A 22,504-nucleotide genomic window follows, 5' to 3' on the forward strand; every position below is an offset into this window, starting at 1 on the left:
GGGCCATCGGCCACAAGTAGGAAGAATCAGCAAGACGCGCCTCGTCCGGATTTATTCCACGCGACGGTATTTATTTTTCCGAACGTGGAATAACCTCCAACGACGGGCGTCTCCCTAGTCCACAGCGTAGTGACTAGCAGAATTTCATGAGCGAATTCGACGAACAGTTGAGAGAAATCATTCCCAGATTGCGCCGCTTTGCCGTGTCACTGACACGCAACAGCAGCAGTGCCGACGATCTGGTACAGGCTTGCCTCGAGCGGGCACTGTCGAGTTGGGGCGATAAACGCGCCGACGGCGACTTGCGCGCCTGGCTGTTTGCGATCCTCTATCGGCAGTTTCTCGACGCCCATCGGCGCTCCCGACGCTATGCGCGCATGCTCGAATTCTTCACCGGCCGCGACGATGCCGAACCCTCGGTCGAGCGCACCGTCATCGCCCAGTCGACCCTGCAAGCCTTCGATCGCCTGCCCAGCGAACAGCGCGCCCTGTTGCTGATGGTCTCAGTGGAAGGCCTTTCCTATAAAGAGGTCGCCGAGATTCTCGGCGCCCCGATCGGCACCGTGATGTCGCGCCTGTCCCGCGCCCGCCAGGCCTTGCGCCAACTCAGCGACGGCGAAATCAGCAGCCCTTCTTTGCGGATACTCAAATGATCAGCCTGCCTCCCAACGAGCGTGACCTGCACGCCTATGTCGACCACCAGCTCAGCGACGCCGACCGGCGTGTGCTGGAGACCTGGCTGGCCAGTCACCCGGATGAAGCGGCGCAGGTTCGCGCCTGGCAACAGGATGCCCAGCAATTGCGCGCGGCACTCAGCGGCGCATTGCAGCAACCGGCCAACCCGGCGCTTGATCCGGCGATGATTCGCCAGCGCCGCCAGCGTCAATCGCGTCGCCATCTGGCCAGCGCAGCGGTGTTGCTGATAGCGGTCAGCGTCGGCGGATTCAGTGGTTGGCAGGCTCGGGAAATGACCCTGGTGCGCCCGTCCATGTTGCCGATGACCGACGCCTTGCAAGCCTATCGCCTGATTGCCCAGCAAGGCATGCTGCCGGCTGATTACAAGGTCGACAGTGATGGCGACATGCAGCGCTGGCTCGACCGTTATTTCAACCGGGCCAGTCGTTTACCGGATCTGAAGGCGGCCGGGTTTGAACCGGTCAGCGGACGCCTGCTCAGCACCGACGAAGGCCCGGCAGCGATGGTGATGTATGAGGATGGCAGTGGCCACAAGGTGAGTTTCTACGTGCGCCCGCCGGGGCCGAAGAACACTTTTTTGCCGCGTGGAAGCCGCAGTGATGGCGACTTGCAGGCCGAATACTGGTCGGGTGGTGGCTACAACTATGCGATGGTCAGCCCGGTCGATACACCAGCGGCGCAACAGCTCAAGCAATCACTGCAATTCTGAAAACACCGCTGTTCTATGTAGGAGCTGCGGCACGCTGCGATCTTTTGATCTTGTTCTTAAGGGCAAGATCAACAGATCGCAGCCTCGTTTCACTCGACAGCTCCTACAAAGGATCGTGTCAGCTCAGAAACCCACGTCCAAAACCACATTGTCCAGATACGTGCCCGCCGGCGGCGTGGTCTGGTCGGTGTAGATCTTCGCGTTGTAGTTGAAGATCTGACTGCCCGTGCCCAAGCCGTTTCCCGGATTGACCTCGGCGTCGGTACTCGCCCGCCGTGCCGCGCCGACACTGCCCCAACGCGTGGTGCCGGCACTTTTGAAAATGTCGTAGGCCAGATAATTGCTTCCGGAAATCATCCGGCGCCGGCCACCGACACTCACCGCGTTCTGCCCGTCGCTCAGCCCCACGGTGTAGGCACTGCCCTTGGTGCAGGCCAGATTGATCGTCTGTCCGGTCACCGGGGTGAACGCGCTGACCACCGGCGCGCTGCCGAAGGCAATGTTCGGTGCGGTAATCGTACAGTCGTTGGACACCGTCAAGTTCACCGTCAACGACGTCGTGCCGTTGGCGATATCACGCCCGAGGCAAATAGCACCGATGCCGATGCCCGAACAGTAATTCCAGTTCCAGAAAATACTCAGGGTTTCGGTATACACCCCGGCGGCGACGTTGCTGCCAATGGTGGTACCGAGATACAGCGGCACCGTTTTCGGCGTCGTACCGTTGAGCAGGCCCAGAGCATCGATGATGCCGTTGCGCGCAAAGTCATAGGCAGTGCCGCGAGTCAGCGGATAGCTGGTGCTGTTGTTGGCGTAGATCGTGTAATTGATGACATCGCCGGTCGGCCCGACCAGACCACTTTGAGTCGATGAAACGGTGCCCCAGAAGTGGTCGTTGCTGGTCAGCAGGGACAGCAGCGAACCGGTGCAACTCAAACCCGCATTCAACGTGGAACTGGGTTGCGAAGTTGTGCGCACGGCAATCGAACTGAGCGTGCCAAACGCCGCTGGCGTGGTGCTGACCACCGAGCACGCGGCCTGCACCGCCCCGGGTATAAGCAGTGCCAGACATAACAGCCATCGCCGGAACATCATTGGCACACCAACGGGCCAATCAACGGCACCTGATCCTGATTCAGATCGACACTGAACTGCGCCTGACAGGTCTTGCCGTCGGCCAGCGTCACTTGCAACGAGTTCTGCGCCTGCAGGTTTTCCAGATACACCAGCCCATCCCAACCGACCACCGTCCGCGTCCCGCTCTGCTCATGCAGCACACCCGCGCCCAGCGGCAACTCGCGCTGCTGCGCGTCGACCAGCACGATGCTCGCGGCAATCACTCGGGTCAGCGGAAATTCCAGCAGATAACCGCTGCCACGCCGCACAGCGATACGCTGTTCGACGTTGGGGCTGCGCACGTTGGCCGGCAGATTCAGTGGATCGATTTCATACTTGCCGCGGTAATAGGCACTGCTCCATGGCACCAGCAGATGCCCATTCTTGTCAGTCTGGCCGACCTGCTGATTTTCGTAGCGCACCGGAATGTCGGCAAAACCCTCAGTACTGACCACCACAAATGCATCGTCGATGCGGTTGGCGGCGAACACCTGACGGTCCATCCACACCAGCGAACCACTGGCATCGGCCCAACGGGTTTCGGCGTCGGAAGTACCGTAGACGCCGGCCTGCAACTGCACCGATTGCAGACGCCAGGTGACGTCGGCCTGACGATAATCAGCACCATCACCCTTGGCGTAGCCCAGATTGAAACCCACGCCGCCCTCAGTCGGCACCGCGCGGCTATAGTTGACCCGCTGCTGGCTCTGCCCGGTTTTACTGCGATCGCTGCTGATCGCCAGGCTGCCGCGCAGATCGAATGGAATCACCAGTTGCGCCTGCACCGCCCAGTTGCTGTCGCCGATCTCACGGTTGGCCGAGAGGTAGAAACTGCTGTTGCGCCACAGCGGCTTGCTCCAGCTGAGGTTGAGCAGCCGCGTGCGCGAATCGTCCGCCGCGCGCACATCGAAATAACCGGCGCCGAGACTGCCCCAGCGGTCTAGGTTGAGGCTCAGGGTCGCTTGCTCGCTACGCCGGCTAAGACTGATGTACGGGCTGTCGACCACGGTCAGATCGGCGTATTGAGCGTGACGTTGCAGCCGCTGATAAGAAAAGCTGAAACGCTGGTTGCTGTACTGATAGCCCAGGCTTAATTGCTGCCCGCCCTCGCCGTCGAAGCGGCTTTGACTCATCGCGCTGTTGAGTACGCCGAAATTGCCCAGACGCAGGTTGCCGCCGAGGCCGCCCAGTGTCAGCGAATCGGCCGCTTCGGCATGGCTTTCCAGAGTGAAACTGTCGCTGATGCCGTAACGCAGGCTGCCTGAGGTGACACCCGGCCCGTAACTGAAATCCTTCAAGCCGTAGTCGCGACGCAACGTACCGGCGGCCACGGAAAAGTCGCTCAAGCCTTTTTGCAGCAAGGTGCTGGTGACATAGAACGGCACCGTGGTCGAGACCTGCCGACCGAGCGCATCAGTGGTCACAACGACAGCTTCGCCAGCGCCGTTGATGAACGGAATATTGGTCAGTGTGTACGGCCCGGGCTGCAAGTCTGCACTGCTGGACTTGTAGCCATTGATGAACAGATCCACCGAGGACGGCACCGCTGCTTCACCGGCAAATTGCGGCAACGGATAGGTCACCAGATCCGGGCGCACCGCGAAATCCCGCGAGAACTGCACGCCGCCCAGACGCACCGAACTGCTCCACGGCAAAGCGCCGCTGATCACGTCGCCGGCCTCATAGGTAAGCATTCGCTCGTCGTCGGAGTAACGCCAGGTGGTGTCGTATCGCAAGTAGCCGTTGTCCAGCGTGTTGAGCGAATCACCGGACAAGGTGCGCCGGTATTGCCCGGTATTGGACAACGTGCCCCAACTGTCGAACAGCCGCACTTCGTTCCACGCCGCCAGGTAAGTGCCGGCATCGTCAGTGTCGTTGAGGTACAGGTCATAGTTGAACAGCGCGCCGAAACTGCTCAGCGCCGGGGTGCGCGGATAGGCTTGTCGATTACCGATGAACTGTTCCGGCAGCCAGTCCGGCGGCACGTCCAGCAGCAGGCGTTGACCAACACTGTCGTAGTCAGAGTGCAGCCCCGCCAGACTGTCGAGATCGACCTCGGCGCCGAGACTGTCGGGCAGTTTCATGCCGGTTTCACGCAACGCCGTCGCCGGGACAAACAAGCGCCCGTCGCGCTGCTGCACCGCCACTACGCGCCCGGTATTCATCTGGTTGACCACCAGTTCCAGAAACAACTGTGCATCACTCACGGCCTCCATGCCGCTGGGTGGCGGCGGCAGATCGCCGGCCCCGGATGGTTGAATGAACATCAGGCAACACGCGCCGGTGATGAGCCACAACGGACGCTGAATACGGCGAACCCGTCCTGGGCTCATACGCGCTTTACGTCCGTCAATGGACTCAATCCTCCTGATACCGCTTGCGTCGACGCCAGATGCCTGCGCTACGACTCACTCACTTGGCTGGCGTGATGCTCTGCACCTGTGCCGCGCCATTTACTCGTACCTGCAACGCTGAATCACTGGTCAGCGGCGTCGGTGCCGGCCAGCGCATCACCGCACCGGGCAGCACATAACCCAACAACCCTTCGGCCAATGGCTTGCTCTGCCCGGCCTGTTTGATGGCCACGTCGGTCAGCCGGGCATGCACCGCGCCCTGATTGCGCACTTCGACATAGGGCTTGCCGTCCACCGCCACCGTGCGCCAGCTCAACTGCGGCAGGCCGACACCTTTGGGATCCCGCGCGCGGCTGCTGTCTTCCTTGCTCCATAGCCCGGCGCCATAGGCAAACAGCGGTACCGAATAACGCATCTGGAAGCGGATCGCGGCGGCGGTTTTGCCGCCGTCGGTAGTCGCTGGTTGCGCAGTGGGAATTTCGTCGATGATGATTCGATAGGCCAGTTCCTGCCCCGGCGGCACTTCCTTGGTCCGGGTCAGACGCACCAATTGTTTCTGCCCTGGTTCGATTTTCGCCACCGGTGGGCTGCCGATCACGTCACGCTGGTTCTGGTATTGCTCGGCGAACCCACTCTGGCTCCAGCCGAACACGCGGATCTGCAGATTGGCGGTTTCGCTGCCGCGGTTCTCCAGCCACAGCGCACTGGCCTGCTGATCAGCCTCCAGCACCGGATCGATCGGCCAGATCAGCACCGAACTGGCAGCGTGTGCGTTGCTTGCCCCGAACATGACCACCGCGCACATCGCGCAACACACGAGCGAATGCCGTGACGTAACTGCCCCCATAAACCTGCTCCTTGTCGGCCATTCAACTTCGCCTTACCACGACAGTTGCACCTGCAACACGTCGCTGTACGTCCCCCCAGGCTGATTGCCCGGCAATTGCACCTGACCGTAAATCGGCAGGCTGATGTTGTTCGCATCGCTGTAAGCCACCGCCACACTCTGGCCAATACCCAGGCTCTGGCTGTAAGCCGCATCACGAAACAGTGCATACGCCACCCGCGCGCTGCCGCTGTTGACCTGCATATGCCGGCCGCTGCTGTTGTACTGGCCGCCATCGACGCTCATGTTCAGCGTTACGCCCGGCGTGCATTGCAATTGCACCCCGCCGGTCAGCGCGACCTGTACGGTGCCGGTGGCCAGTGCCGAACGTGAACCGAAATTCAGCCCGCCATAATTCGATACCCCGCCCACCACCAGACACCCGGCAGTGACCGTGGCGCTGACCTGAAAGCTCTGGCTGGTCGCGGCGGTCAGCGGCAGCGGTGCACTGCCCGCACAAAGCAGGAGCAACGCGGCGCAGCCATGGCAGCGCATGGCATCAGAACGTCAGTTCAACAGCGACGGTGTCGGTGTAAGTCCCCGCCGGCAAACCGGCCTTGCCCACCGCCTGACCGTAGAGGTTCACCGTCTGCGCGACACCGGTGCTGGCCGCAAGGTTGATGGTCCCGTCGATCGCCAGCAGTTGCGAGTGCCCGGCATCGGTGTACAAGTCGTACGGCACGTAATTGGCCACCCCGTCATACAACGCTCGCGTGCCGCCCGGCGACATGCCGTCATGGGAACCCGCGCGCACCTTGACCGTCGGCGTGGTGCCACTGGAGCAGAGAATCGACAGCGCCCCGCCACCACCGCCCAACACCTGCCCGGTGGCGGTGGTGAACAGGCTGTTGGCGGTGCCGAAATTCAACGCACCGAAGTTCAGCCCGGTGGAACCGCCGGCGCCGTTGACCTGACAACTGCTGATCAGGATCAGGCTGGAGGTGATCTGGCCGGTGACCGTGGTGGCGGCGTTGGCACTGGAAACCAGCGCCAGGCCGAGTAACGACAAACCTATCCTTGATGCAAACGTACGCATGGTGTCCGTCCTCTACGGGTTTACCAGTCGAGCGTCACCGTCAGGGTGTCGGTATAGACCCCTGCCGGCACCGCGCGGGTATTCGCCACCACCGAGCCAAATACCGGAATGGGTATCTGCGCACCGCTGGTGACAGCGAAATTGTGTTGCTGGCCGATGCTGTAGCTCCGGGCGCCGGAGGGATCGACAAACAGCTGATAGGGAAGGGTTTGGCGGCCGTTGCTCAGGCGCCGGGTGTTGCCGTCACCGTGGGTACCGCCATCGATAGTGACGGTGAAGCCGGTGACCGAAGGATTGCAGGCAACGTTGAGTGTACCGCTGCTGTCACCGTCGAGACTGGCCTTGATCGGTGCGTTCCAGGTGGGCCCCTGAAGGCCGAAATCGAGGGTGCCGAGGGCACTGACCGGGCTCTCGGGCGTGCTGGTATTGGTGACTTCGCAGCCGGCAATCAGGATCAGCCGCGCATTGATCTGCCCGCTCATCGCCGCTTGCGCGTCATCTGCGAGCAATGCCAGCGTACCTGCCGCCACCACCATCCAGTGTTTGCCTGTCATTGCGCCCGTCCCTGCTCCTTCACGCTGAATCGATCACCGCGCTCATGATTGAACGCCTTCCTTGTGCACCCGCGTCCAGCGGTTGCCTTGATACCGCGATCACCAGGTAACCGTCACCTTGACCAGATCCGAATAACGACTGACCTGCGGCACCCCAGCCAGGCGTTCGATCCGCGCATACAGCGGCAGTTCTACCGTGCCACTGTCCGGCACCCGCCCGCTGACTGGCACATCCACCACCAGCGGTACCCGGCGCGCCGCGTCCTGATACAAACGATACGGAATCGGTTTGCTGCCGAACGAACCGGCCATGTAGCGGACTTCACCGACACCGCCATGCAAGCCGCCATCGACGCGCATCTGGTACGGCGTGTCCGGGTTGCACTCCAGCCGTGGCAGGCGCTGATTGGTCAATGCGGCAGCCAATGGCCCGGCGGGGTCATCGAGGCGTGCGGTGCTGCCGAAGTCGAGCACACCCAGTTGCTCAATGCCGGCGCCACGCTGCTGGCCGATCAACTGGCAGCCGCGCTGCACGTCAACGCGCACTTCGACTTGAAGATCCGCCGCATGAACAGGCGCAACGAGTACAACCAGCAAGCCCATGACTACCTGTACATTCACTGCGCCGTTCCTTGTCAGCGATCGCTTGCGACGTCGTTTCTGTGATTGAGGTTAGCAATGGTCGACGATTCCGCCAGTCGATTGGATCCAGGGATCGCCCGAGATATGTTTCGAAAGGTTGGCAACACCTCGAGCCATGTCGCTAAAAATAGCTGTACATGCCGCACGAATTTGTCCAATAACCGCCCACTCTCGGATCGTCGCGGTGGCTGGCCAAGTCGGCGTCTGGTTACACTACGTTGCCGCGCTCCCGGGAGCCGGTCTTGACGAACACGGAGACGCCCACAGTGCCTGCCCAACCGCCGAAACGATCACGACTGATCCAGCGCTGGCCGGCGTTGCGCCGCTGGTTCGGCAAAGGTTTTCCGGCCAGTGCCGGCCATGATGCCAGTGCCCAGTCGATCCGCGATTACTTTCGGCAAAAGGCCAGTGGTCAGGGCTACACCCTCAGCCACAGCCAGCAGTGCGTCATCGATTGCATGGCGCAGCAGGCGAGTCTTTTGCTCGGCGCAAGCGCTCGCACACCCCAGAGCCTCTATTTGTTCGGCGCTGTCGGGCGAGGCAAGAGCTGGCTGCTCGACGGTTTCTTTCAAGCCTTGCCGATCACCCAGAAACGGCGTCTGCATTTCCATCAGTTCTTCGCGCAATTGCATCAGGCCATGTTCAGTCATCGCGAGCACGACGATGCTCTCGAAGTCTGCCTCGACGAATTGCTGCAAGATTGCCGGGTGCTGTGTTTCGACGAGTTTCATGTGCATGACATCGGCGATGCCATGCTCATCACCCGGCTGTTCAAGGCACTGTTCAAGCGGCGGATCCTGCTGCTGGTCACCTCCAACTACGCGCCTGAAGGCCTGCTGCCCAATCCGCTCTATCACGCCCGCTTCAAACCGGTGATCGAACTGATCAATACGCGCATGCAGGTGATGGAGGTCGGCGGCCCGCACGATTACCGCAGCCAGACGCGCCATTCTGCACATCAGATCTTCACCCAAGGGCATTACGTGTGGCCGGCGACGCCAGCACAGCGCGCCGCCCTCGATTTGCCACCTGCCGACGCACCAACCGTCACGCTAACAGTCGGCACCCGGCAGTTTCAGGCGCGGTTTTGTCAGGAGCGGCGGGTCGGTTTCACCTTCAACGACCTGTGTGAACAGCCAACGGCGGTCATGGATTACCTGGAACTGTGTCGACGTTTCGACCGCTGGATCATTGATGATCTGCCAGAACTGGCGCAATGCTCGATCGCCGCGCAACAGCGTTTCATCAACCTGATCGACGTGCTGTACGACCAGGATAAGCACCTGACGCTGCTCGGTCGACTGCCCTTGCGCGAAAGCATGGACGGCCATGTCATCGACCTGGCGCGCACGCGCAGCCGCTTGGGGCAGTTGCAAGAAGTGCACGGGACGATCTGAGCACGCTATTCCCCTGTGGGAGCGAGCCTGCTCGCGAAAGCGCCCTATCAGTCAAAACATCAGCTTCTGACACTCCGCCTTCGCGAGCAGGCGCGCTCCCACCAAGGGCTACTGAAGTTTCGCCATCTGTCCAATTCAAACCCGGGCTTTGCCGTTATCATGCTGCCCATTCCCAGCGCCCCAGCGTCGCTCCACTGAACAATAGCGAACACCAACATGCACACCCTTGCTCAATTGCGCGCCGGCGAGTTGTCGGGCATTACGCGTCTGGATCTGTCTTGTGGACTGACCGAGTTCCCGCGCGAGATTTTCGACCTGGCCGACACCCTGGAAATCCTCAACCTCAGCGGCAACCAATTGAGCAGCCTGCCGGATGACTTGCATCGTCTGACGCGCCTGCGCGTGCTGTTCTGCTCCGATAACCCGTTCACCGAACTGCCAGCCTGTCTCGGCCAGTGCGCGGCGCTGACGATGATCGGTTTCAGGGCCAATCGCATCGTCAACGTCCCCGCTCAAGCGCTGCCGCCTCAGTTGCGCTGGCTGATCCTGACCGACAACTGCATCGAAAGCCTGCCAAGCGAACTCGGTGAGCGCCCGGCCCTGCAAAAACTCATGCTGTCCGGCAATCGCCTGCAAGCGCTGCCGTTCTCGCTGAGCAACTGCCATCGACTGGAGCTGCTGCGCATTGCCGCCAACCGCCTGACCGAACTGCCGCAGTGGCTGCTCGCGCTGCCGAGCCTGACGTGGCTGGCCTACGCCGGTAATCCGCTGGAAACCGAGGCAAACGCCGCCGCGCTGGAAGCGACGCCGCACATCCCTTGGTCAGCGCTGCGCCTGGAGCAACGGCTGGGTGAAGGCGCTTCGGGGGTGATTTCCCGGGCGAGCTGGCAACGCGACGATGGCTCAGTGACGCCGGTCGCGGTGAAACTGTACAAAGGTGAAATGACCAGCGACGGTTCACCGCTGCACGAAATGAATGCCTGTATCACCGCCGGTCTGCATCCCAATCTGATCCGCATCGAGGGGCGCATCAATGGCCATCCCGACGGCCAGCAAGGCTTGGTGATGCAGTTGATCGATCCGTCTTTCCGCAACCTCGCCGACCTGCCAAGCCTGGCATCCTGCTCGCGAGATGTTTACGCCGATGATTGCCGGTTCAGCGCCGAGGTTGCGCTGAACGTTGCCAAAGGCATTGCCTCGGCGGCAGAACACTTGCATCGGCAAGGCATTACCCACGGCGATCTCTACGCGCACAACATTCTGTTGAATGAACGCGGCGATTGCCTGCTCGGGGATTTTGGTGGGGCGTCGTTTCACGCGGTTGCCGACACAGCAGAAACACGGGCGTTACAACGTATTGAAGTGCGCGCGTTCGGGATTTTGCTGGGGGAATTGCTGGCACGCATCGACTCGGGGTTGAGTGATGAATTGCGTGCGGTGCTCGAAGAGCTGGAGCGGCGTTGCTGTCAGGCGGAGGTGCTGGCGCGGCCGGGGTTTGCTGAAGTTAATGCGGTTCTGCGGCAAAGCTGACTGCTGCGCAGTCAATCGCGGGCAAGCCCGCTCCCACAGTGTCCGAGTCGCTCACAAAATGTGTGGACACCTCTGAACCTGTGGGAGCGGGCTTGCCCGCGATGAGGCCATCACCGGAGAAACAGATCAGCCCGCCAGGCCAACAAACATGTCCTGCACGTCATCATGGTTGTCGAGGCCTTCGAGGAACGCTTCAACCTCAGCCATCTGCTCGTCGCTCAAACCGCTCACCGGGTTCTTCGGCTGGTAACCGAGTTTGGCCGACAACACGGTGAAACCTTGCTCTGGCAGTGCTTTCTGCACCGCATCCAGATCGGTAGGGTCGGTCAGGAACAGCGTCGCGCCCTCTTCGCCTGGCTCGAAATCCTGCGCGCCGGCTTCGATGGCGGCCATTTCCGGATCGGCGTCCGGGGTGTCCGGCGAGGCTTCGATCATGCCGACGTGGTTGAAGTCCCAGGCCACAGAGCCGGAAGCCCCCAGTTGGCCCTTGCGGAACGCCACGCGGATTTCCGCGACGGTACGGTTGATGTTGTCGGTCACGCACTCGACGATCAGCGGCACCTGGTGCGGGGCGAACCCTTCGTAGGTCACGCGATGGTACTGCACGGTTTCACCCAGCAGACCGGCGCCTTTCTTGATCGCGCGGTCCAGGGTTTCTTTTGGCATCGAGGCTTTCTTGGCCTGTTCGACCACCAGACGCAGGTGTGCGTTGGTGGTGGTATCGGCACCGTTGCGGGCAGCGATGGTGATTTCCTTCACCAATTTGCCGAAGATCTTGCCTTTGGCGTTGGCTGCCGCTTCTTTGTGTTTAACCTTCCACTGTGCGCCCATTACTCACTCTCTTGATCTGTGGCGCCGAGACATCTATTGGCCGACGCGTGGCGCCAAGTTTATACGGCCTAAAGTCGGCAATCGACCAAAAAAACGCAATGTGGAATCGACATCTTCACCAAAGCGTGTAGGGCGATTCTGAAAAACGGATTTGACATGACCATTCAACGCTGCGGTTTCGTACCCTCTCAGGCCCGTATTGCCTGACAGAGCCCGTTCGAATGCTCAATGACAAGGAAAGTCCTTTTACCCTGACCCTGACCGACAGCGGTCTGTGCCTGCCAGTGGTGCGCTTTCACGGCGAGGAAGCGCTCAACCAGCCCTACCGTTTCGACATCGAACTGATCGGCCTGGCCCCCGCCATGGCGCCGGGTACATTTCTGCATCAACCGGCATTTCTGCGCCTGGACGACCATCATGGGATTCACGGCGTGATCGACAGTGCCAGTTGCGAACATCGAGGCACACACCGGATCGGCTATCGACTGACGGTTGTGCCGCGCCTGCAGAGGCTGGCCCAGCCGAGCAAACGGCGCGTGTTCGTGCAACTGAGCGTGCCGCAGATCCTTGAGCAATTGCTCACGGAAAATGCCTTGCCCGCTGACGGCTACCGGATTGAAATGAGCGTCGGGCAATACCCGATCCGGCCGTTTTGCATCCAGTACGAAGAAAGCGATCTGGCGCTGCTGGACAGGCTTTGCGAAGAGGAAGGCATTCACTATCACTTCGAACACCGGGTGGACGGGCACATTGTCGTGTTTGCCGATGACAGCCTGAGCTTGCCGCAAATGCCGGTTCTGGTTGCATTCAAGGCTTGCGAGCAAACGCCCTCCCCCTGCGTCAGTGCGCTGTACCAGCATCATCACGCTGCCCCCATCGCCACACTGCATGCGGTGCGTAATCGAGGGCAGCAAGCGCTCAGCGACGATGCCGCCAACCACATCACAGCCAATCCCCTGCCGCCGATACCCTCTCTCGAACAACGTCACCACGAACAACGCAGCCGTCGACATCTGGAACGGCAACGCTGCCAGCATCGCACGATCAACGGCCGCTCTGACCGGGTGGGCTTGCTCAGTGGGCATCTGCTGCAAGTGTCGGCGCATCCGATCAGCCACTTCAACGAACAATGGCGACTCACTTCAATACGCCATCATGGGCAACATCCGTCGATTCTGGATCCGACACCGCCGCGGCACCGCTACCACAACGATTTCACCGCCCAGCCCTGGTCGACCGACTACCGTCCAGCGCTCAAACAAACCCGCCCGGCCATCGCTGGGTATCACCTGGCACAGGTGGTCGGACCCATCGGGCAACCGGCGCAGCTCGATGAGCAAGGTCGAGTCGCCGTCAGGCTGTGGCCCTCGGAACAATCGCAAACACTTGATAGCGACGCGGTCTGGCTGCCCATCGCCATGACGCGAGCCAATGGTCGATTCGCACGGGACGAACTGCCCTGCGCCGGCAGTGAAGTGTGGGTGAGTTTCCTCGACAGCGACCCGGACCGGCCAATTCTCTGTCTGGGCAACTCACCCAACCCGACGCCTCGCGAACCACCGACCGCACGCGACAACGACTTGTTGCTCGACTGGTTGCTCAACAGCAACGCCCGCTGATCACGCTACATCAACACGCCGTGCTTCAACCTTTGTCAGCCTTGCCCGCCGCTGCGGCAAATTTGGCCAGGCGCACATCGAGATGCCGAGGCCGCCGGCCGTGATCCTCGGCGCGCTCCTTGCGGCGGATGGCGTTGCGCACCATCAGCGAGCCGAGGTAACGGATCGGCTCCGGCGGGAAGTAGCCCAGCGGCCCGTTGACCAGCGGCGAACGCGTCCATGGATTGTCCAGGCCTTGCACCAGCGAAGCGAGAATCTGCCCGCCCATGTGACATGGGCCGACACCGCTGCCCGAATAGCCGAAACCGTAAAACACATTGCCGGCGCTGCTCATCTGGCCGAAGAACGGCAAACCGGTGACCGAGCGATCCGACGGGCCGTTCCAGGTGGCCTCGACTTTGACATCGGCAAATGCCGGGAAGAAGTCGGCGAGGCTGTTTTTCAGCAGGCCGGCATAGGGCGATGGCTGATCGAATACTGGCAGCATGCGCCCGCCAAACGCGAAGGTATTGCCGCCCTTGCCGAGCATGATCCGGCCGTCCGGGGTGTTGTGGTAGTAGTGCACGAAAATCCGCGAATCAAGCACGGTGACGCCACTGGTCAAACCGATCTCCTGTAACAGATCCGGGCGCGGTTCGGTGATCAGCATGTCGCTGGAAACAATCGCCACGCTACGTTCGAACTGCGGGAAGGCACGGGCCATCCACGCGTTCATCGCCAGCACCACGCGATCAGCGATCACCGTGCCATTCGGCGTCTGCAACCGCGCCGGGCGTCCCTCCTCCAGCCCGGTCATTGCCGTGTTTTCGTGAATCTTCACACCCAACTGCAATGCCACCCGACGCAAGCCACGCACCAATTTGCCCGGCTGCACACTGGCCGCTGCCGGCGAGAACCAGCCCTCCAGATGTTTGCTCGAACCGGCCATGCGCTGCACATCGGCCAGCGGACGCTGGGTGAACGAGTTGATGCCGTTGCGCTCCAGTGCGGCAATCACCGCGTCGGTCGAACCGACTTGCGCGCGGTTGGTCGCGGTGTACAGCGTGCCGTCCAGACGGTAATCGGCGTCGACACCGTACTGCTCACAGAACTCGCCGATCGCGTGGATACTGCGTTCCGATTCCTTGACCAGACGTACCGCTTCCTCGACGCCAAACAAGCGCTCAAGGGTGAAATACTTCGCCGACCACGACAGCGCACACCCGCCATTACGCCCACTGGCGCCAGCGCCGCAGATGTCCGCTTCGATCAGCAACACATCGAGTTCGGGGTTCTGTTGCTTGAGCATGATCGCCGTCCACAACCCGGTGTAGCCACCGCCGACGATGCACACATCGGCGCGGACTTCGCCGTGCAACGGCGGGCAGGTTTCAGAGCTGTCGGCCTGCAAGGCCTGCTCCAGCCAAAACGGTCTCATGTGGGGTTCTCCAAGTCAGATGGCCACGACCCAGCCTGCCGCGAGCGCCGCAGCAGGCCGCGAGGCAAAGGGTTTCAGGAACGCAGGGGTTTGATCGTCAGCGGGCAATTGGGGATTGAGGCACGCGGCTCCATCACGCCGACCGGACGGCTGTTCCAGTGCGGAATCAGCACCAGCGCCGAGAACAGCGCACAACCGGCGAAGACGATGAACACCGTCACCGAGTCGAAGTAGCCTGGCAGCAAACCGCCGAGTACCGCGCCGACCGAGCCGCAGCCGTTGACGAAACCGGCCGCCGTGGCGCCGGCCTTGGCTTTGCCGAAGTCGATCGCGGCGGCACCGCTGATCATTGAATCCGGGCCGTAGAGGGTCAGGCCCATGACAAACAACAAGGCGACCACCAGCAACACACTGCCGCTCTGCAACGCAGCCATGAACAGCGCCAGCGTCACGGTCAGCGCCAACAAGCTCAATACGCAGGCCGGCATACGCCGGGCGCCAAAGAGTTTGTCCGAAGCCAGGCCGATCAGAATCGGCCCGAGCAACCCGGCCAGTTCGAACGAAGTGGGAATGATCGCCGCGCCGACCTTGCCGACACTGGGCATCTGTTCAAAGACAATCACCGGGCCCCACAACAGAATCGCGTAACGCGCCGGCTTCAACATGAAATACGCCAGGCCCAGCACCAGCACCGTGCGGTTACGCAGGATTTCCTTCAGCGGCTCCCAGACACTGAGCTTGCTGTTGGCTTCGGTTTCTTCCGCCGTCAGTTCAGGCTCCGGCTCGACCGCCGGCAAGCCGACGTCTTCGGGTTTATTGCGCTGGAAGATAAAGAACAACACCGCCACCACGGCAACCACCACCGCACTGGAAATGAATGCCGCGTGCCAGGTGCCCATCAAGGTATAAGCCCACCAACCGGCGAACGGCGACGCTACCAGACCACCAAACGCGTAGCAGGAACTCCATAACCCGAGCACTCGCCCGCGTTGTTGGGAAGGGAAAAAACTGCCGAGGTTTTTGCACAATCCCGACCATCCGGTGGATTGCGCCAGGCCCTGAATCAGCATGCAGGTAGCGAAGATCGGCAACGTGGCGAAACTGCCCATCACCAACGCCGCCGCTGCGGAAATCAGCAAACCGCCGAGCACCACGACCCGTGGGCCAAAGCGGTCAGCGAGCATGCCCCAGGTGAACTGGCCGAGGGCATAAGCCGCCAGATAAATCGCATCGAGGTTGGCCATGGCCATTTTGTCGAGCATGAAGGTGGGGTCTTCGGCGATGCCCAGTTTGGCCACCGAAAACGCTTTGCGGGTGAAGTAGAAAGCGGCGTACGCCAGCCAGGTAATCGCGAAAATCTGCACGCGCCAACGCGCAATGGTGCCGATGTGCTTGTTCATGGTGGTTCTGACCTCAGGGTGTGAGTGTGCCGGCAGAATCGTTAAGCAAAACGCCTGTGTTTTTATTGTTGAGCACTGCGATATCACCCCGTCCCTAAGGCGATATCGGTCAGATGAGTCCTGCTGTTGCACGCACAGGCTCATGGCCACCGTGCGGCCCGAGCGGGCAGTCAGCGATGGCGTGAGCCGATCAAAGCAATTACTGTTTAATAAATAAAATCGATTTATCGTATTTCACACATAAGCTCAGCTTGTTACTGACTTATCGATCAGGTGACTGCATGTCGGTGTCCCACGCCCAACTCAAAGCCTTCCACGCCGTGGCCGTGCATGGAAGCTTCACCAAAGCCGCCGAGCGCCTTTTTCTCACGCAACCGGCGATATCCGACCAAGTGCGCAAACTCGAAGAGCGTTTCGGCGTTTTGCTGTTTCACCGCAATAAACGTTCCGTGCGCCTGACCGACCTGGGCGAGCGCTTACTGGCGATCACCCAGCGCCTGTTTGTAATTGAAGCCGAAGCGCAGGAACTGCTGCAGGAATCCCAGGCCCTGCAGACCGGCAGCCTGATTCTGGCGGTGGATGCACCGGTGCACGTGTTGCCGCAGATCGCGCGGTTCTGTGAGCGCTATCCGGGCATCAGCGTGAAGATCGAGACCGGCAATACCGATGAATCGCTGTTTCGCCTGTTCAACTATCAGGCCGATCTGGCGTTGCTTGGGCGTGATGTCAGTGATGAACGCTTGCTGTGTGTGCCGCTGCGCAATGATCCGATGGTGGCGTTCGTGTCGCGCAATCATCCGTGGGCCGAGCGTGAATCGATCTGTCTGGAAGACCTGAATGACACCCCGCTGGTTTTGCGTGAGCACGGTTCGGTGACCCGGCAGACGCTGGAAGAGGAAATGGCCCGGGCGGGGTTTCGCATTCGCCCGGCGATTCAGGTGGAAGGCCGGGAAGCGGCACGCGAGGCGGTGGTGGTCGGGATTGGTGTTGGCGTTGTTTCGGCGGCGGAGTTTGGTGCGGATTCGCGAGTGTGTGCGTTGCCGATTGTCGATTGCACCCGGCGGCTGACGGAGACGCTGGTGTGTTTGCGTGAGCAAAGCAATCGACGGGTGGTGGCGACCTTCCTCGATATGGTTCGCGACAGCCTTGTGTAATACCGGCCCCATCGCTGGCAAGCCAGCTCCCACAGGTTTCTTGGCTGTACACAGCACCTTTGAACGACCGAGATCACTGTGGGAGCTGGCTTGCCAGCGATTGGGGCGACTCGGTGTATCAGGCCGGCGCCAAGCCAAAGAACGCCTGAATCAAGCGCAAATCCCGGCGCCGCTCCATGCAGCCGATCATGTGCCGATTGACCAATCCGCCCCCGACAATCGGAATCGCCACCACCCTCGGGTCATGACTGACCTCCACCGAGGACACCACACCAACGCCCAACTCAGCGGCAACGGCTTCGGTCACCGCCTCACGGCTGTCCAGTTCCAGCAACACCCGCGGATGGATCGATGCCTGCGTGCAAGCCTCATCAAACGTGCGCCGGGTGATCGAACTCGGCTCGCGCAACACCATGATCACTTGATCCAGCTCCTTGAGCTTCACTTCCCCGGTGCGCATCGCCCACGCATGCCCTGCCGGTACCAAGGCGCAGATCCGTGATTCGCTCAACGCTTGCAGATGCAAGCCTTTGCGCGGCTCCACTTCGGTCAACACCGCCACATCGGCGTGTTCCGACAACAACGCCGCGAGGGTTTCCTGAGCATTGCCCAAGCGCAGATTCACCGTGATTCCCGGATAGCGTGCACGCAGGCTGGCCAGCATCGGCATGACCATATGCGGCCCGTCCGCCGCCACTTCCAGCCGTCCCGTGAGCAACTGCCGGTTGGCCTCAAGCATCGTCTGCGCCTCTTCCGCCAGGCCAAACATTGCGCGCGTAATCGCCGCGAGTTTGGTGCCCTCCTCGGTCAGTTCCACCCGACGCGCGGTGCGCCGCAACAGAGTGATCTGGTAGTGCTCCTCCAACGCCTTGATGTGCCCGGTAACCGCCGGCTGACTGATGAACAACCGTGCGGCGGCGCGGGTGAAGCTGCCTTCACGGGCCACGGCGTCGAAGGCGCGGAGCTGGAACAGGTTCATGAATAACTCTCGCTGATGGCTGGCATAACAACAAACAATTTGATTGATGCAACGGCGAATTGCAACGTATGCCCCGTAGCTTCATCCCACAGCGCTATCCGAGGACACACGAATGAGTATCGCCGAACCCATCCTGCTCACTCCCGGCCCGTTGACCACTTCGGCCCGCACCCGCCAGGCGATGATGGTCGACTGGGGGTCATGGGATGACCGCTTCAATCAACTGACCGCCAGCCTGTGCGAACAACTGCTGGCGATCCTCAACGGCGCCGCCACTCACCACTGCGTGCCATTGCAGGGCAGCGGCACCTTCGCTGTTGAAGCGGCCATCGGCACCCTGGTGCCGCGTGACGGCAAAGTGCTGGTGCTGATCAACGGTGCCTACGGCAAGCGCCTGGCGAAGATTTGCGAAGTGCTCGGCCGCTCGTTCAGCACCTTTGAAACCGCTGAAGATGAGCCGACCACCGCCGCTGACGTCGATCGCCTGTTGCGCGCCGATAGCAACATTACCCACGTTGCGCTGATCCACTGCGAAACCAGCACCGGCATTCTCAACCCGCTGGCGGAGATTGCCCAGGTCGTCGCGCAACACGGCAAACGCCTGATCATCGACGCCATGAGCTCCTTCGGCGCACTGCCGGTGGATGCGCAGCAAGTGCCGTTCGACGCACTGATCGCCGCGTCCGGCAAATGCCTGGAAGGCGTACCGGGAATGGGCTTCGTGTTTGCTCGCAAAGAGTCACTGGCCGCTGCCGCCGGTAACTCGCATTCGCTGGCAATGGACCTGTACGACCAGCACGCTTACATGATGAAAACCGGGCAATGGCGCTTCACCCCGCCGACCCACGTGGTCGCGGCGCTGCACGAAGCGCTGCTGCAATACAACGAAGAAGGTGGCCTGCCGGCGCGGCATGCGCGCTATGCCGCCAACTGTCAGGCATTGATGGATGAGATGGGCAAACTCGGTTTGCGCAGCTTCCTGCCGGCGGCGATTCAGGCGCCGATCATTGCCACGTTCCATGCGCCGCAAGATCCGCGTTATCAGTTCAAGGATTTCTACGAGCGGGTCAAGGCCAAGGGTTACATCCTCTATCCGGGCAAATTGACCCAGGTCGAAACCTTCCGCGTCGGTTGCATCGGCCATGTCAGCCCGGACGAAATGCGCCAGGCCGTCGCGGCGGTCGGCGAAGTGCTGCGCGAGATGGAAGTCCTCGAAATCTGAGCCACACCACCAATCCCTTGTAGGAGTGAGCCTGCTCGCGATGAGGCCGTGTCAGTCGACGAAGCTGTTGAGTAATCAACCGCTATCGCGAGCAGGCTCATTCCTACAGTTTGAATTGCATTGCCAACTCAGGAATTTGATCAACATGAACTACATCAATCCAAACAAGCTGCAAGCCGCGATCCTCGACTGGGCCGGCACCGTGGTCGATTTCGGCTCGTTCGCACCCACGCAGATCTTCGTCGAAGCCTTCGCCGAGTTCGACGTGCAGGTCTCCATCGAAGAAGCCCGCGGCCCGATGGGCATGGGCAAGTGGGACCACATCCGCACCCTCTGCGATCAGCCACAAGTGGCCGAGCGTTATCGCAAGGCATTCGGCCGCACGCCGACCGATGACGACGTCACTGCGATCTACAAGCGCTTCATGCCGCTGCAGATCGAGAAGATCGCCGAGCACTCGGCGCTGATTCCCGGCGCACTGGAAACCATCGCCAATCTGCGTCAGCAAGGGATCAAGATCGGTTCCTGCTCCGGTTATCCGAAGCAAGTGATGGACAAGGTCGTCGAACTGGCTGCCACCAACGGCTACGTCGCCGACCACGTGGTTGCCACCGACGAAGTGCCGAATGGTCGCCCATGGCCGGCACAGGCCCTGGCCAACGTCATCGCGCTGGGCATCGACGATGTCGCGGCGTGCGTGAAGATCGATGACACCGTGCCGGGCATTCTCGAAGGCCGCCGCGCCGGGATGTGGACCGTGGCACTGATCTGCTCGGGCAACGCGCTGGGTCTGGATTACGCCGGTTTCCGCGCCTTGGGCAGCGATGAACTGGCCAGCGAACGCAAGCGCATTCACGCGCTGTTCGAAGGTTCGCGCCCGCACTACATGATCGACACCATCACCGATTTGCCGGAAGTGATTGCTGACATCAACAAGCGCCTGGCCAACGGCGAGATGCCTCAATCGAGCTGATTCCTGGCGCTGGCTGCAAACAAAAACGCCAGCGTCTGCACGACGCTGGCGTTTTTTATTGGCAAAGCCCCCATTCAGAGCATTGAAAGTCCGATCAGCCTCAGGCAAATCCGCCAAAGCGGATTACAGTTAAAGCATGCCGTCGCCCAAGAACGGCCGTTTTGACCCTGATCTGTGAGGAAACACCGTATGCCGTGGACAAGTTCCGAATCGCGCTACAGCACCGTCTCGGTCCTGTTGCACTGGCTGATGCTGGTCCTGTTGGTGCTGGTGTACGCCAGCATGGAGTTGCGCGGCCTGTTTCCCAAAGGCAGTGGCGGGCGCACGCTGATCCGCGAAGTGCACTACATGCTCGGCCTGACCGTGTTTGTGCTGGTGTGGTTTCGCCTGCTCGCGCGCAGCATTGGCCCGGCGCCGAAAATCTTCCCCGCCTCGCCGCAATGGCAAACCGTGCTGGCGCGGCTGATGCACTGGGCGTTGTACCTGTTCATGATCAGCATGCCGATTCTCGGCTGGCTGATCACCAGCGCCGAAGGGCATCAGGTGATGTTCTATGGTTTTGATCTGCCGCTGCTGGTCGCGGAGAACAAGGATTTCGCCAAACAGGTCGAGTACTGGCATGTGCTCATTGCCACGATCGGCTACTGGCTGATCGGCCTGCACGCGCTGGCGGGGATCTATCACCATTATGTGGTGCGCGATAACACCCTGCTGCGGATGATGCCCAAGCGCGGTTGAGCGTCAGGGGCTGGCGATAAACCCGCGCCGCCCCTGCAAACCTCCGGTATGAATGAAGATCAGCCGTGTGCCGGCTGCGAACCTGCCCGCCTCGACTTGCAGTTTGAGCGCCAGCAACGCCTTGCCGGTGTACAGCGGCTCCAGAGGAACGCCGCTGGCCTGTTCGGTTTGTTCGATGAACTCAAGCAACGCCGGATCAACCTTGGCGAAACCGCCGCGGCTGGCGTCGATCAGTTCATAGCGCCCGTTGCCCTGCCCTGCGGCTTGCAGGATCGACTCGACTTGCGGCGCCACGCCGTGATCATCTGGCACAGCCAGCGCGCCATAGACCGGGTGGGCCCCTGCTTCGGCGAGCACCAATCCCGCCAATGTCGTGCCGGTGCCGCAAGCCAGCCACCAAGCGTGAAAATCACTCCAGCCCAGCGTGTGCAATTGCGCTTGCACCTGCTGTTTGATGGCCGCACAACCGAGCGCCCCCGTTAAGCTGCCACCGCCCTCGGGCACCGCATACAACTGCGGATACTGCGCGCGCCAAGGCTCCCAGAATCCCGGTTCATTGCGTGCGCGATAGCCACCATAACCCAACCAATGCAACTGCATGTCGAATGCCTGCAGATCCAGCACCGTCGGTGTTTCCTGCGCATGTCCACGCAGCAGCCCCACGGTTTTGAATCCCAGCCGTTTTCCCGCCGCCGCCAACGCATGCAGATGATTAGAGTGAGCCCCACCGAGACTGATGATGCCTTCGGCACCCACGCGATCAGCGGCCTTGAGGTGTTCGACGAGTTTGAACCATTTGTTGCCGCTGATCAGCGGGTCGATCTGGTCGAGGCGCAGGATGGCGACTTCAATGCCGGCGGTTGCGAGCCAGTCGAGTTGAAGCGGTTGTAGCGGGGCTTGGGGGAGCCAGTTGGAGGGAGGCAAAAGCATGGGCGGCGATTCGATCTGGACAGAGCCGGCATTCTAGTCGCTCACAAGCCGCCATCGCGAGCAGGCTCACTCCTACATTGGTTTGGTGGTGCTCACTGCATCTGTGAACAACACAAATCCTGTGGGAGATTCTATGGTTGAGGGGAAGCCCTCAACTGACTTTTGTCTGATATTCGCTTTGCCTTTTCAGCAAGGCGAATACCACCCGAGCAAGTTTGCGAGCCAGCATCACCAACGCCTGCGTGGTGCTGAAACCCCGTGCTCTTTGGGCTTCGTAAAACCCTTTCCAGGCTTTCGTACGGCTAGCCGACATCGCTGCGT

Annotated in this window: 21 protein-coding genes and 1 pseudogene; 9 read left to right on the forward strand and 13 right to left on the reverse strand. The window is 61.1% G+C overall.

What is annotated here, in order from left to right; translation table 11 throughout:
• Positions 1-146 precede the first annotated feature (146 nt).
• Together CKW38_RS20555 and CKW38_RS20560 are read left to right on the forward strand one after the other, a co-directional pair.
• The gene (locus CKW38_RS20555; RefSeq protein WP_007917263.1) at positions 147-653 is read left to right on the forward strand and encodes a sigma-70 family RNA polymerase sigma factor; all 507 of its coding nucleotides are present in this window, start codon (positions 147-149) and stop codon (positions 651-653) included.
• Positions 650-1,405, forward strand: coding sequence for an anti-sigma factor (locus tag CKW38_RS20560; RefSeq protein WP_095113715.1), 756 nt, complete (start codon positions 650-652; stop codon positions 1,403-1,405). Before CKW38_RS20555 ends, CKW38_RS20560 begins: the two co-directional genes overlap by 4 nt.
• 123 nt (positions 1,406-1,528) lie before the next feature.
• Here the strand turns inward: CKW38_RS20560 and CKW38_RS20565 are convergent, their stop codons facing one another.
• The 7 genes from CKW38_RS20565 to CKW38_RS20595 form a co-directional block, all read right to left on the reverse strand.
• Complete coding sequence (locus CKW38_RS20565; RefSeq protein ID WP_007917267.1) at positions 1,529-2,500, reverse strand: spore coat U domain-containing protein; 972 nt, start codon at positions 2,498-2,500, stop codon at positions 1,529-1,531.
• Positions 2,497-4,854, reverse strand: a complete 2,358-nt coding sequence (locus CKW38_RS20570; RefSeq protein ID WP_007917269.1) for a fimbria/pilus outer membrane usher protein — start codon at positions 4,852-4,854, stop codon at positions 2,497-2,499. Before CKW38_RS20570 ends, CKW38_RS20565 begins: the two co-directional genes overlap by 4 nt.
• A gap of 79 nt (positions 4,855-4,933) precedes the next feature.
• On the reverse strand, positions 4,934-5,722 hold the full coding sequence (locus CKW38_RS20575) for a molecular chaperone (protein ID WP_095113716.1): 789 nt from the start codon (positions 5,720-5,722) through the stop codon (positions 4,934-4,936).
• Between the two features lie 33 nt (positions 5,723-5,755).
• Positions 5,756-6,256 carry a spore coat U domain-containing protein gene (locus CKW38_RS20580; RefSeq protein ID WP_007917272.1) on the reverse strand — a complete coding sequence of 167 codons (501 nt, stop codon included), beginning with the start codon at positions 6,254-6,256 and terminating at the stop codon, positions 5,756-5,758.
• Positions 6,257-6,260: 4 nt separating this feature from the next.
• Positions 6,261-6,797, reverse strand: a complete 537-nt coding sequence (locus CKW38_RS20585; RefSeq protein ID WP_007949687.1) for a spore coat protein U domain-containing protein — start codon at positions 6,795-6,797, stop codon at positions 6,261-6,263.
• A gap of 20 nt (positions 6,798-6,817) precedes the next feature.
• Entirely contained in the window at positions 6,818-7,351 is a 534-nt protein-coding gene (locus CKW38_RS20590) for a spore coat U domain-containing protein (protein ID WP_007917274.1), read from the reverse strand.
• A 99-nt stretch (positions 7,352-7,450) separates the two neighbouring features.
• Entirely contained in the window at positions 7,451-7,954 is a 504-nt protein-coding gene (locus CKW38_RS20595) for a spore coat U domain-containing protein (RefSeq protein ID WP_095113717.1), read from the reverse strand.
• A gap of 305 nt (positions 7,955-8,259) precedes the next feature.
• On the opposite strand from CKW38_RS20595, the gene zapE reads away from it, so the two are divergent.
• Together zapE and CKW38_RS20605 are read left to right on the forward strand one after the other, a co-directional pair.
• The gene (gene zapE / locus CKW38_RS20600; RefSeq protein WP_095113718.1) at positions 8,260-9,390 is read left to right on the forward strand and encodes a cell division protein ZapE; all 1,131 of its coding nucleotides are present in this window, start codon (positions 8,260-8,262) and stop codon (positions 9,388-9,390) included.
• Positions 9,391-9,606: 216 nt separating this feature from the next.
• The gene (locus tag CKW38_RS20605; protein WP_095113719.1) at positions 9,607-10,920 is read left to right on the forward strand and encodes a leucine-rich repeat-containing protein kinase family protein; all 1,314 of its coding nucleotides are present in this window, start codon (positions 9,607-9,609) and stop codon (positions 10,918-10,920) included.
• 126 nt (positions 10,921-11,046) lie between these two features.
• Here CKW38_RS20605 and CKW38_RS20610 read toward each other — a convergent pair whose 3' ends face one another.
• Entirely contained in the window at positions 11,047-11,751 is a 705-nt protein-coding gene (locus CKW38_RS20610) for a YebC/PmpR family DNA-binding transcriptional regulator (RefSeq protein ID WP_007917279.1), read from the reverse strand.
• A gap of 221 nt (positions 11,752-11,972) precedes the next feature.
• On the opposite strand from CKW38_RS20610, the gene CKW38_RS20615 reads away from it, so the two are divergent.
• On the forward strand, positions 11,973-13,370 hold the full coding sequence (locus tag CKW38_RS20615; protein WP_095113720.1) for a type VI secretion system Vgr family protein: 1,398 nt from the start codon (positions 11,973-11,975) through the stop codon (positions 13,368-13,370).
• A gap of 25 nt (positions 13,371-13,395) precedes the next feature.
• Here the strand turns inward: CKW38_RS20615 and CKW38_RS20620 are convergent, their stop codons facing one another.
• Together CKW38_RS20620 and CKW38_RS20625 are read right to left on the reverse strand one after the other, a co-directional pair.
• The gene (locus tag CKW38_RS20620) at positions 13,396-14,787 is read right to left on the reverse strand and encodes an FAD-dependent oxidoreductase (protein ID WP_095113721.1); all 1,392 of its coding nucleotides are present in this window, start codon (positions 14,785-14,787) and stop codon (positions 13,396-13,398) included.
• Positions 14,788-14,861: 74 nt separating this feature from the next.
• Entirely contained in the window at positions 14,862-16,187 is a 1,326-nt protein-coding gene (locus CKW38_RS20625; RefSeq protein ID WP_007917286.1) for an MFS transporter, read from the reverse strand.
• Between the two features lie 281 nt (positions 16,188-16,468).
• Here CKW38_RS20625 and CKW38_RS20630 point away from each other — a divergent pair, with 281 nt between their 5' ends.
• Positions 16,469-17,341 (forward strand): LysR family transcriptional regulator, encoded by an 873-nt coding sequence (locus tag CKW38_RS20630; protein WP_095113722.1) that lies wholly within the window; start codon positions 16,469-16,471, stop codon positions 17,339-17,341.
• A 118-nt stretch (positions 17,342-17,459) separates the two neighbouring features.
• Here CKW38_RS20630 and CKW38_RS20635 read toward each other — a convergent pair whose 3' ends face one another.
• Positions 17,460-18,320, reverse strand: coding sequence for a LysR substrate-binding domain-containing protein (locus tag CKW38_RS20635; RefSeq protein ID WP_095113723.1), 861 nt, complete (start codon positions 18,318-18,320; stop codon positions 17,460-17,462).
• Positions 18,321-18,432: 112 nt separating this feature from the next.
• On the opposite strand from CKW38_RS20635, the gene CKW38_RS20640 reads away from it, so the two are divergent.
• From CKW38_RS20640 to CKW38_RS20650, 3 genes are all read left to right on the forward strand, one after another.
• Positions 18,433-19,542, forward strand: a complete 1,110-nt coding sequence (locus tag CKW38_RS20640) for a 2-aminoethylphosphonate--pyruvate transaminase (RefSeq protein WP_095113724.1) — start codon at positions 18,433-18,435, stop codon at positions 19,540-19,542.
• Positions 19,543-19,687: 145 nt separating this feature from the next.
• Positions 19,688-20,515 carry a phosphonoacetaldehyde hydrolase gene (phnX, locus tag CKW38_RS20645; protein WP_095113725.1) on the forward strand — a complete coding sequence of 276 codons (828 nt, stop codon included), beginning with the start codon at positions 19,688-19,690 and terminating at the stop codon, positions 20,513-20,515.
• Between the two features lie 189 nt (positions 20,516-20,704).
• Positions 20,705-21,253 (forward strand): cytochrome b, encoded by a 549-nt coding sequence (locus CKW38_RS20650; RefSeq protein ID WP_007917296.1) that lies wholly within the window; start codon positions 20,705-20,707, stop codon positions 21,251-21,253.
• Between the two features lie 3 nt (positions 21,254-21,256).
• Here the strand turns inward: CKW38_RS20650 and CKW38_RS20655 are convergent, their stop codons facing one another.
• Positions 21,257-22,183, reverse strand: a complete 927-nt coding sequence (locus tag CKW38_RS20655; protein ID WP_095113726.1) for a 1-aminocyclopropane-1-carboxylate deaminase/D-cysteine desulfhydrase — start codon at positions 22,181-22,183, stop codon at positions 21,257-21,259.
• 151 nt (positions 22,184-22,334) lie between these two features.
• Positions 22,335-22,504: pseudogene (locus tag CKW38_RS30415) on the reverse strand (IS110 family transposase); the annotation flags it as partial.

It is taken from the genome of Pseudomonas sp. Irchel 3H7, from assembly GCF_900187605.1.
GTDB lineage: Bacteria > Pseudomonadota > Gammaproteobacteria > Pseudomonadales > Pseudomonadaceae > Aquipseudomonas.

What these genes read in the sequence shown, in the direction of transcription:
- CKW38_RS20640 (WP_095113724.1), top strand. Translation starts at nt 18,433, where the DNA reads ATGAGTATCGCCGAACCCATCCTGCTCACTCCCGGCCCGTTGACCACT.
- CKW38_RS20605 (WP_095113719.1), top strand. Translation starts at nt 9,607, where the DNA reads ATGCACACCCTTGCTCAATTGCGCGCCGGCGAGTTGTCGGGCATTACG.
- CKW38_RS20560 (WP_095113715.1), top strand. Translation starts at nt 650, where the DNA reads ATGATCAGCCTGCCTCCCAACGAGCGTGACCTGCACGCCTATGTCGAC.
- phnX (WP_095113725.1), top strand. Translation starts at nt 19,688, where the DNA reads ATGAACTACATCAATCCAAACAAGCTGCAAGCCGCGATCCTCGACTGG.
- CKW38_RS20570 (WP_007917269.1), bottom strand. Translation starts at nt 4,854, where the DNA reads ATGAGCCCAGGACGGGTTCGCCGTATTCAGCGTCCGTTGTGGCTCATC.
- CKW38_RS20590 (WP_007917274.1), bottom strand. Translation starts at nt 7,351, where the DNA reads ATGACAGGCAAACACTGGATGGTGGTGGCGGCAGGTACGCTGGCATTG.
- CKW38_RS20625 (WP_007917286.1), bottom strand. Translation starts at nt 16,187, where the DNA reads ATGAACAAGCACATCGGCACCATTGCGCGTTGGCGCGTGCAGATTTTC.
- CKW38_RS20585 (WP_007949687.1), bottom strand. Translation starts at nt 6,797, where the DNA reads ATGCGTACGTTTGCATCAAGGATAGGTTTGTCGTTACTCGGCCTGGCG.
- CKW38_RS20595 (WP_095113717.1), bottom strand. Translation starts at nt 7,954, where the DNA reads ATGGGCTTGCTGGTTGTACTCGTTGCGCCTGTTCATGCGGCGGATCTT.
- CKW38_RS20650 (WP_007917296.1), top strand. Translation starts at nt 20,705, where the DNA reads ATGCCGTGGACAAGTTCCGAATCGCGCTACAGCACCGTCTCGGTCCTG.
- CKW38_RS20575 (WP_095113716.1), bottom strand. Translation starts at nt 5,722, where the DNA reads ATGGGGGCAGTTACGTCACGGCATTCGCTCGTGTGTTGCGCGATGTGC.
- CKW38_RS20630 (WP_095113722.1), top strand. Translation starts at nt 16,469, where the DNA reads ATGTCGGTGTCCCACGCCCAACTCAAAGCCTTCCACGCCGTGGCCGTG.
- CKW38_RS20610 (WP_007917279.1), bottom strand. Translation starts at nt 11,751, where the DNA reads ATGGGCGCACAGTGGAAGGTTAAACACAAAGAAGCGGCAGCCAACGCC.
- CKW38_RS20555 (WP_007917263.1), top strand. Translation starts at nt 147, where the DNA reads ATGAGCGAATTCGACGAACAGTTGAGAGAAATCATTCCCAGATTGCGC.
- CKW38_RS20565 (WP_007917267.1), bottom strand. Translation starts at nt 2,500, where the DNA reads ATGATGTTCCGGCGATGGCTGTTATGTCTGGCACTGCTTATACCCGGG.
- CKW38_RS20655 (WP_095113726.1), bottom strand. Translation starts at nt 22,183, where the DNA reads ATGCTTTTGCCTCCCTCCAACTGGCTCCCCCAAGCCCCGCTACAACCG.
- CKW38_RS20615 (WP_095113720.1), top strand. Translation starts at nt 11,973, where the DNA reads ATGCTCAATGACAAGGAAAGTCCTTTTACCCTGACCCTGACCGACAGC.
- CKW38_RS20580 (WP_007917272.1), bottom strand. Translation starts at nt 6,256, where the DNA reads ATGCGCTGCCATGGCTGCGCCGCGTTGCTCCTGCTTTGTGCGGGCAGT.
- CKW38_RS20635 (WP_095113723.1), bottom strand. Translation starts at nt 18,320, where the DNA reads ATGAACCTGTTCCAGCTCCGCGCCTTCGACGCCGTGGCCCGTGAAGGC.
- CKW38_RS20620 (WP_095113721.1), bottom strand. Translation starts at nt 14,787, where the DNA reads ATGAGACCGTTTTGGCTGGAGCAGGCCTTGCAGGCCGACAGCTCTGAA.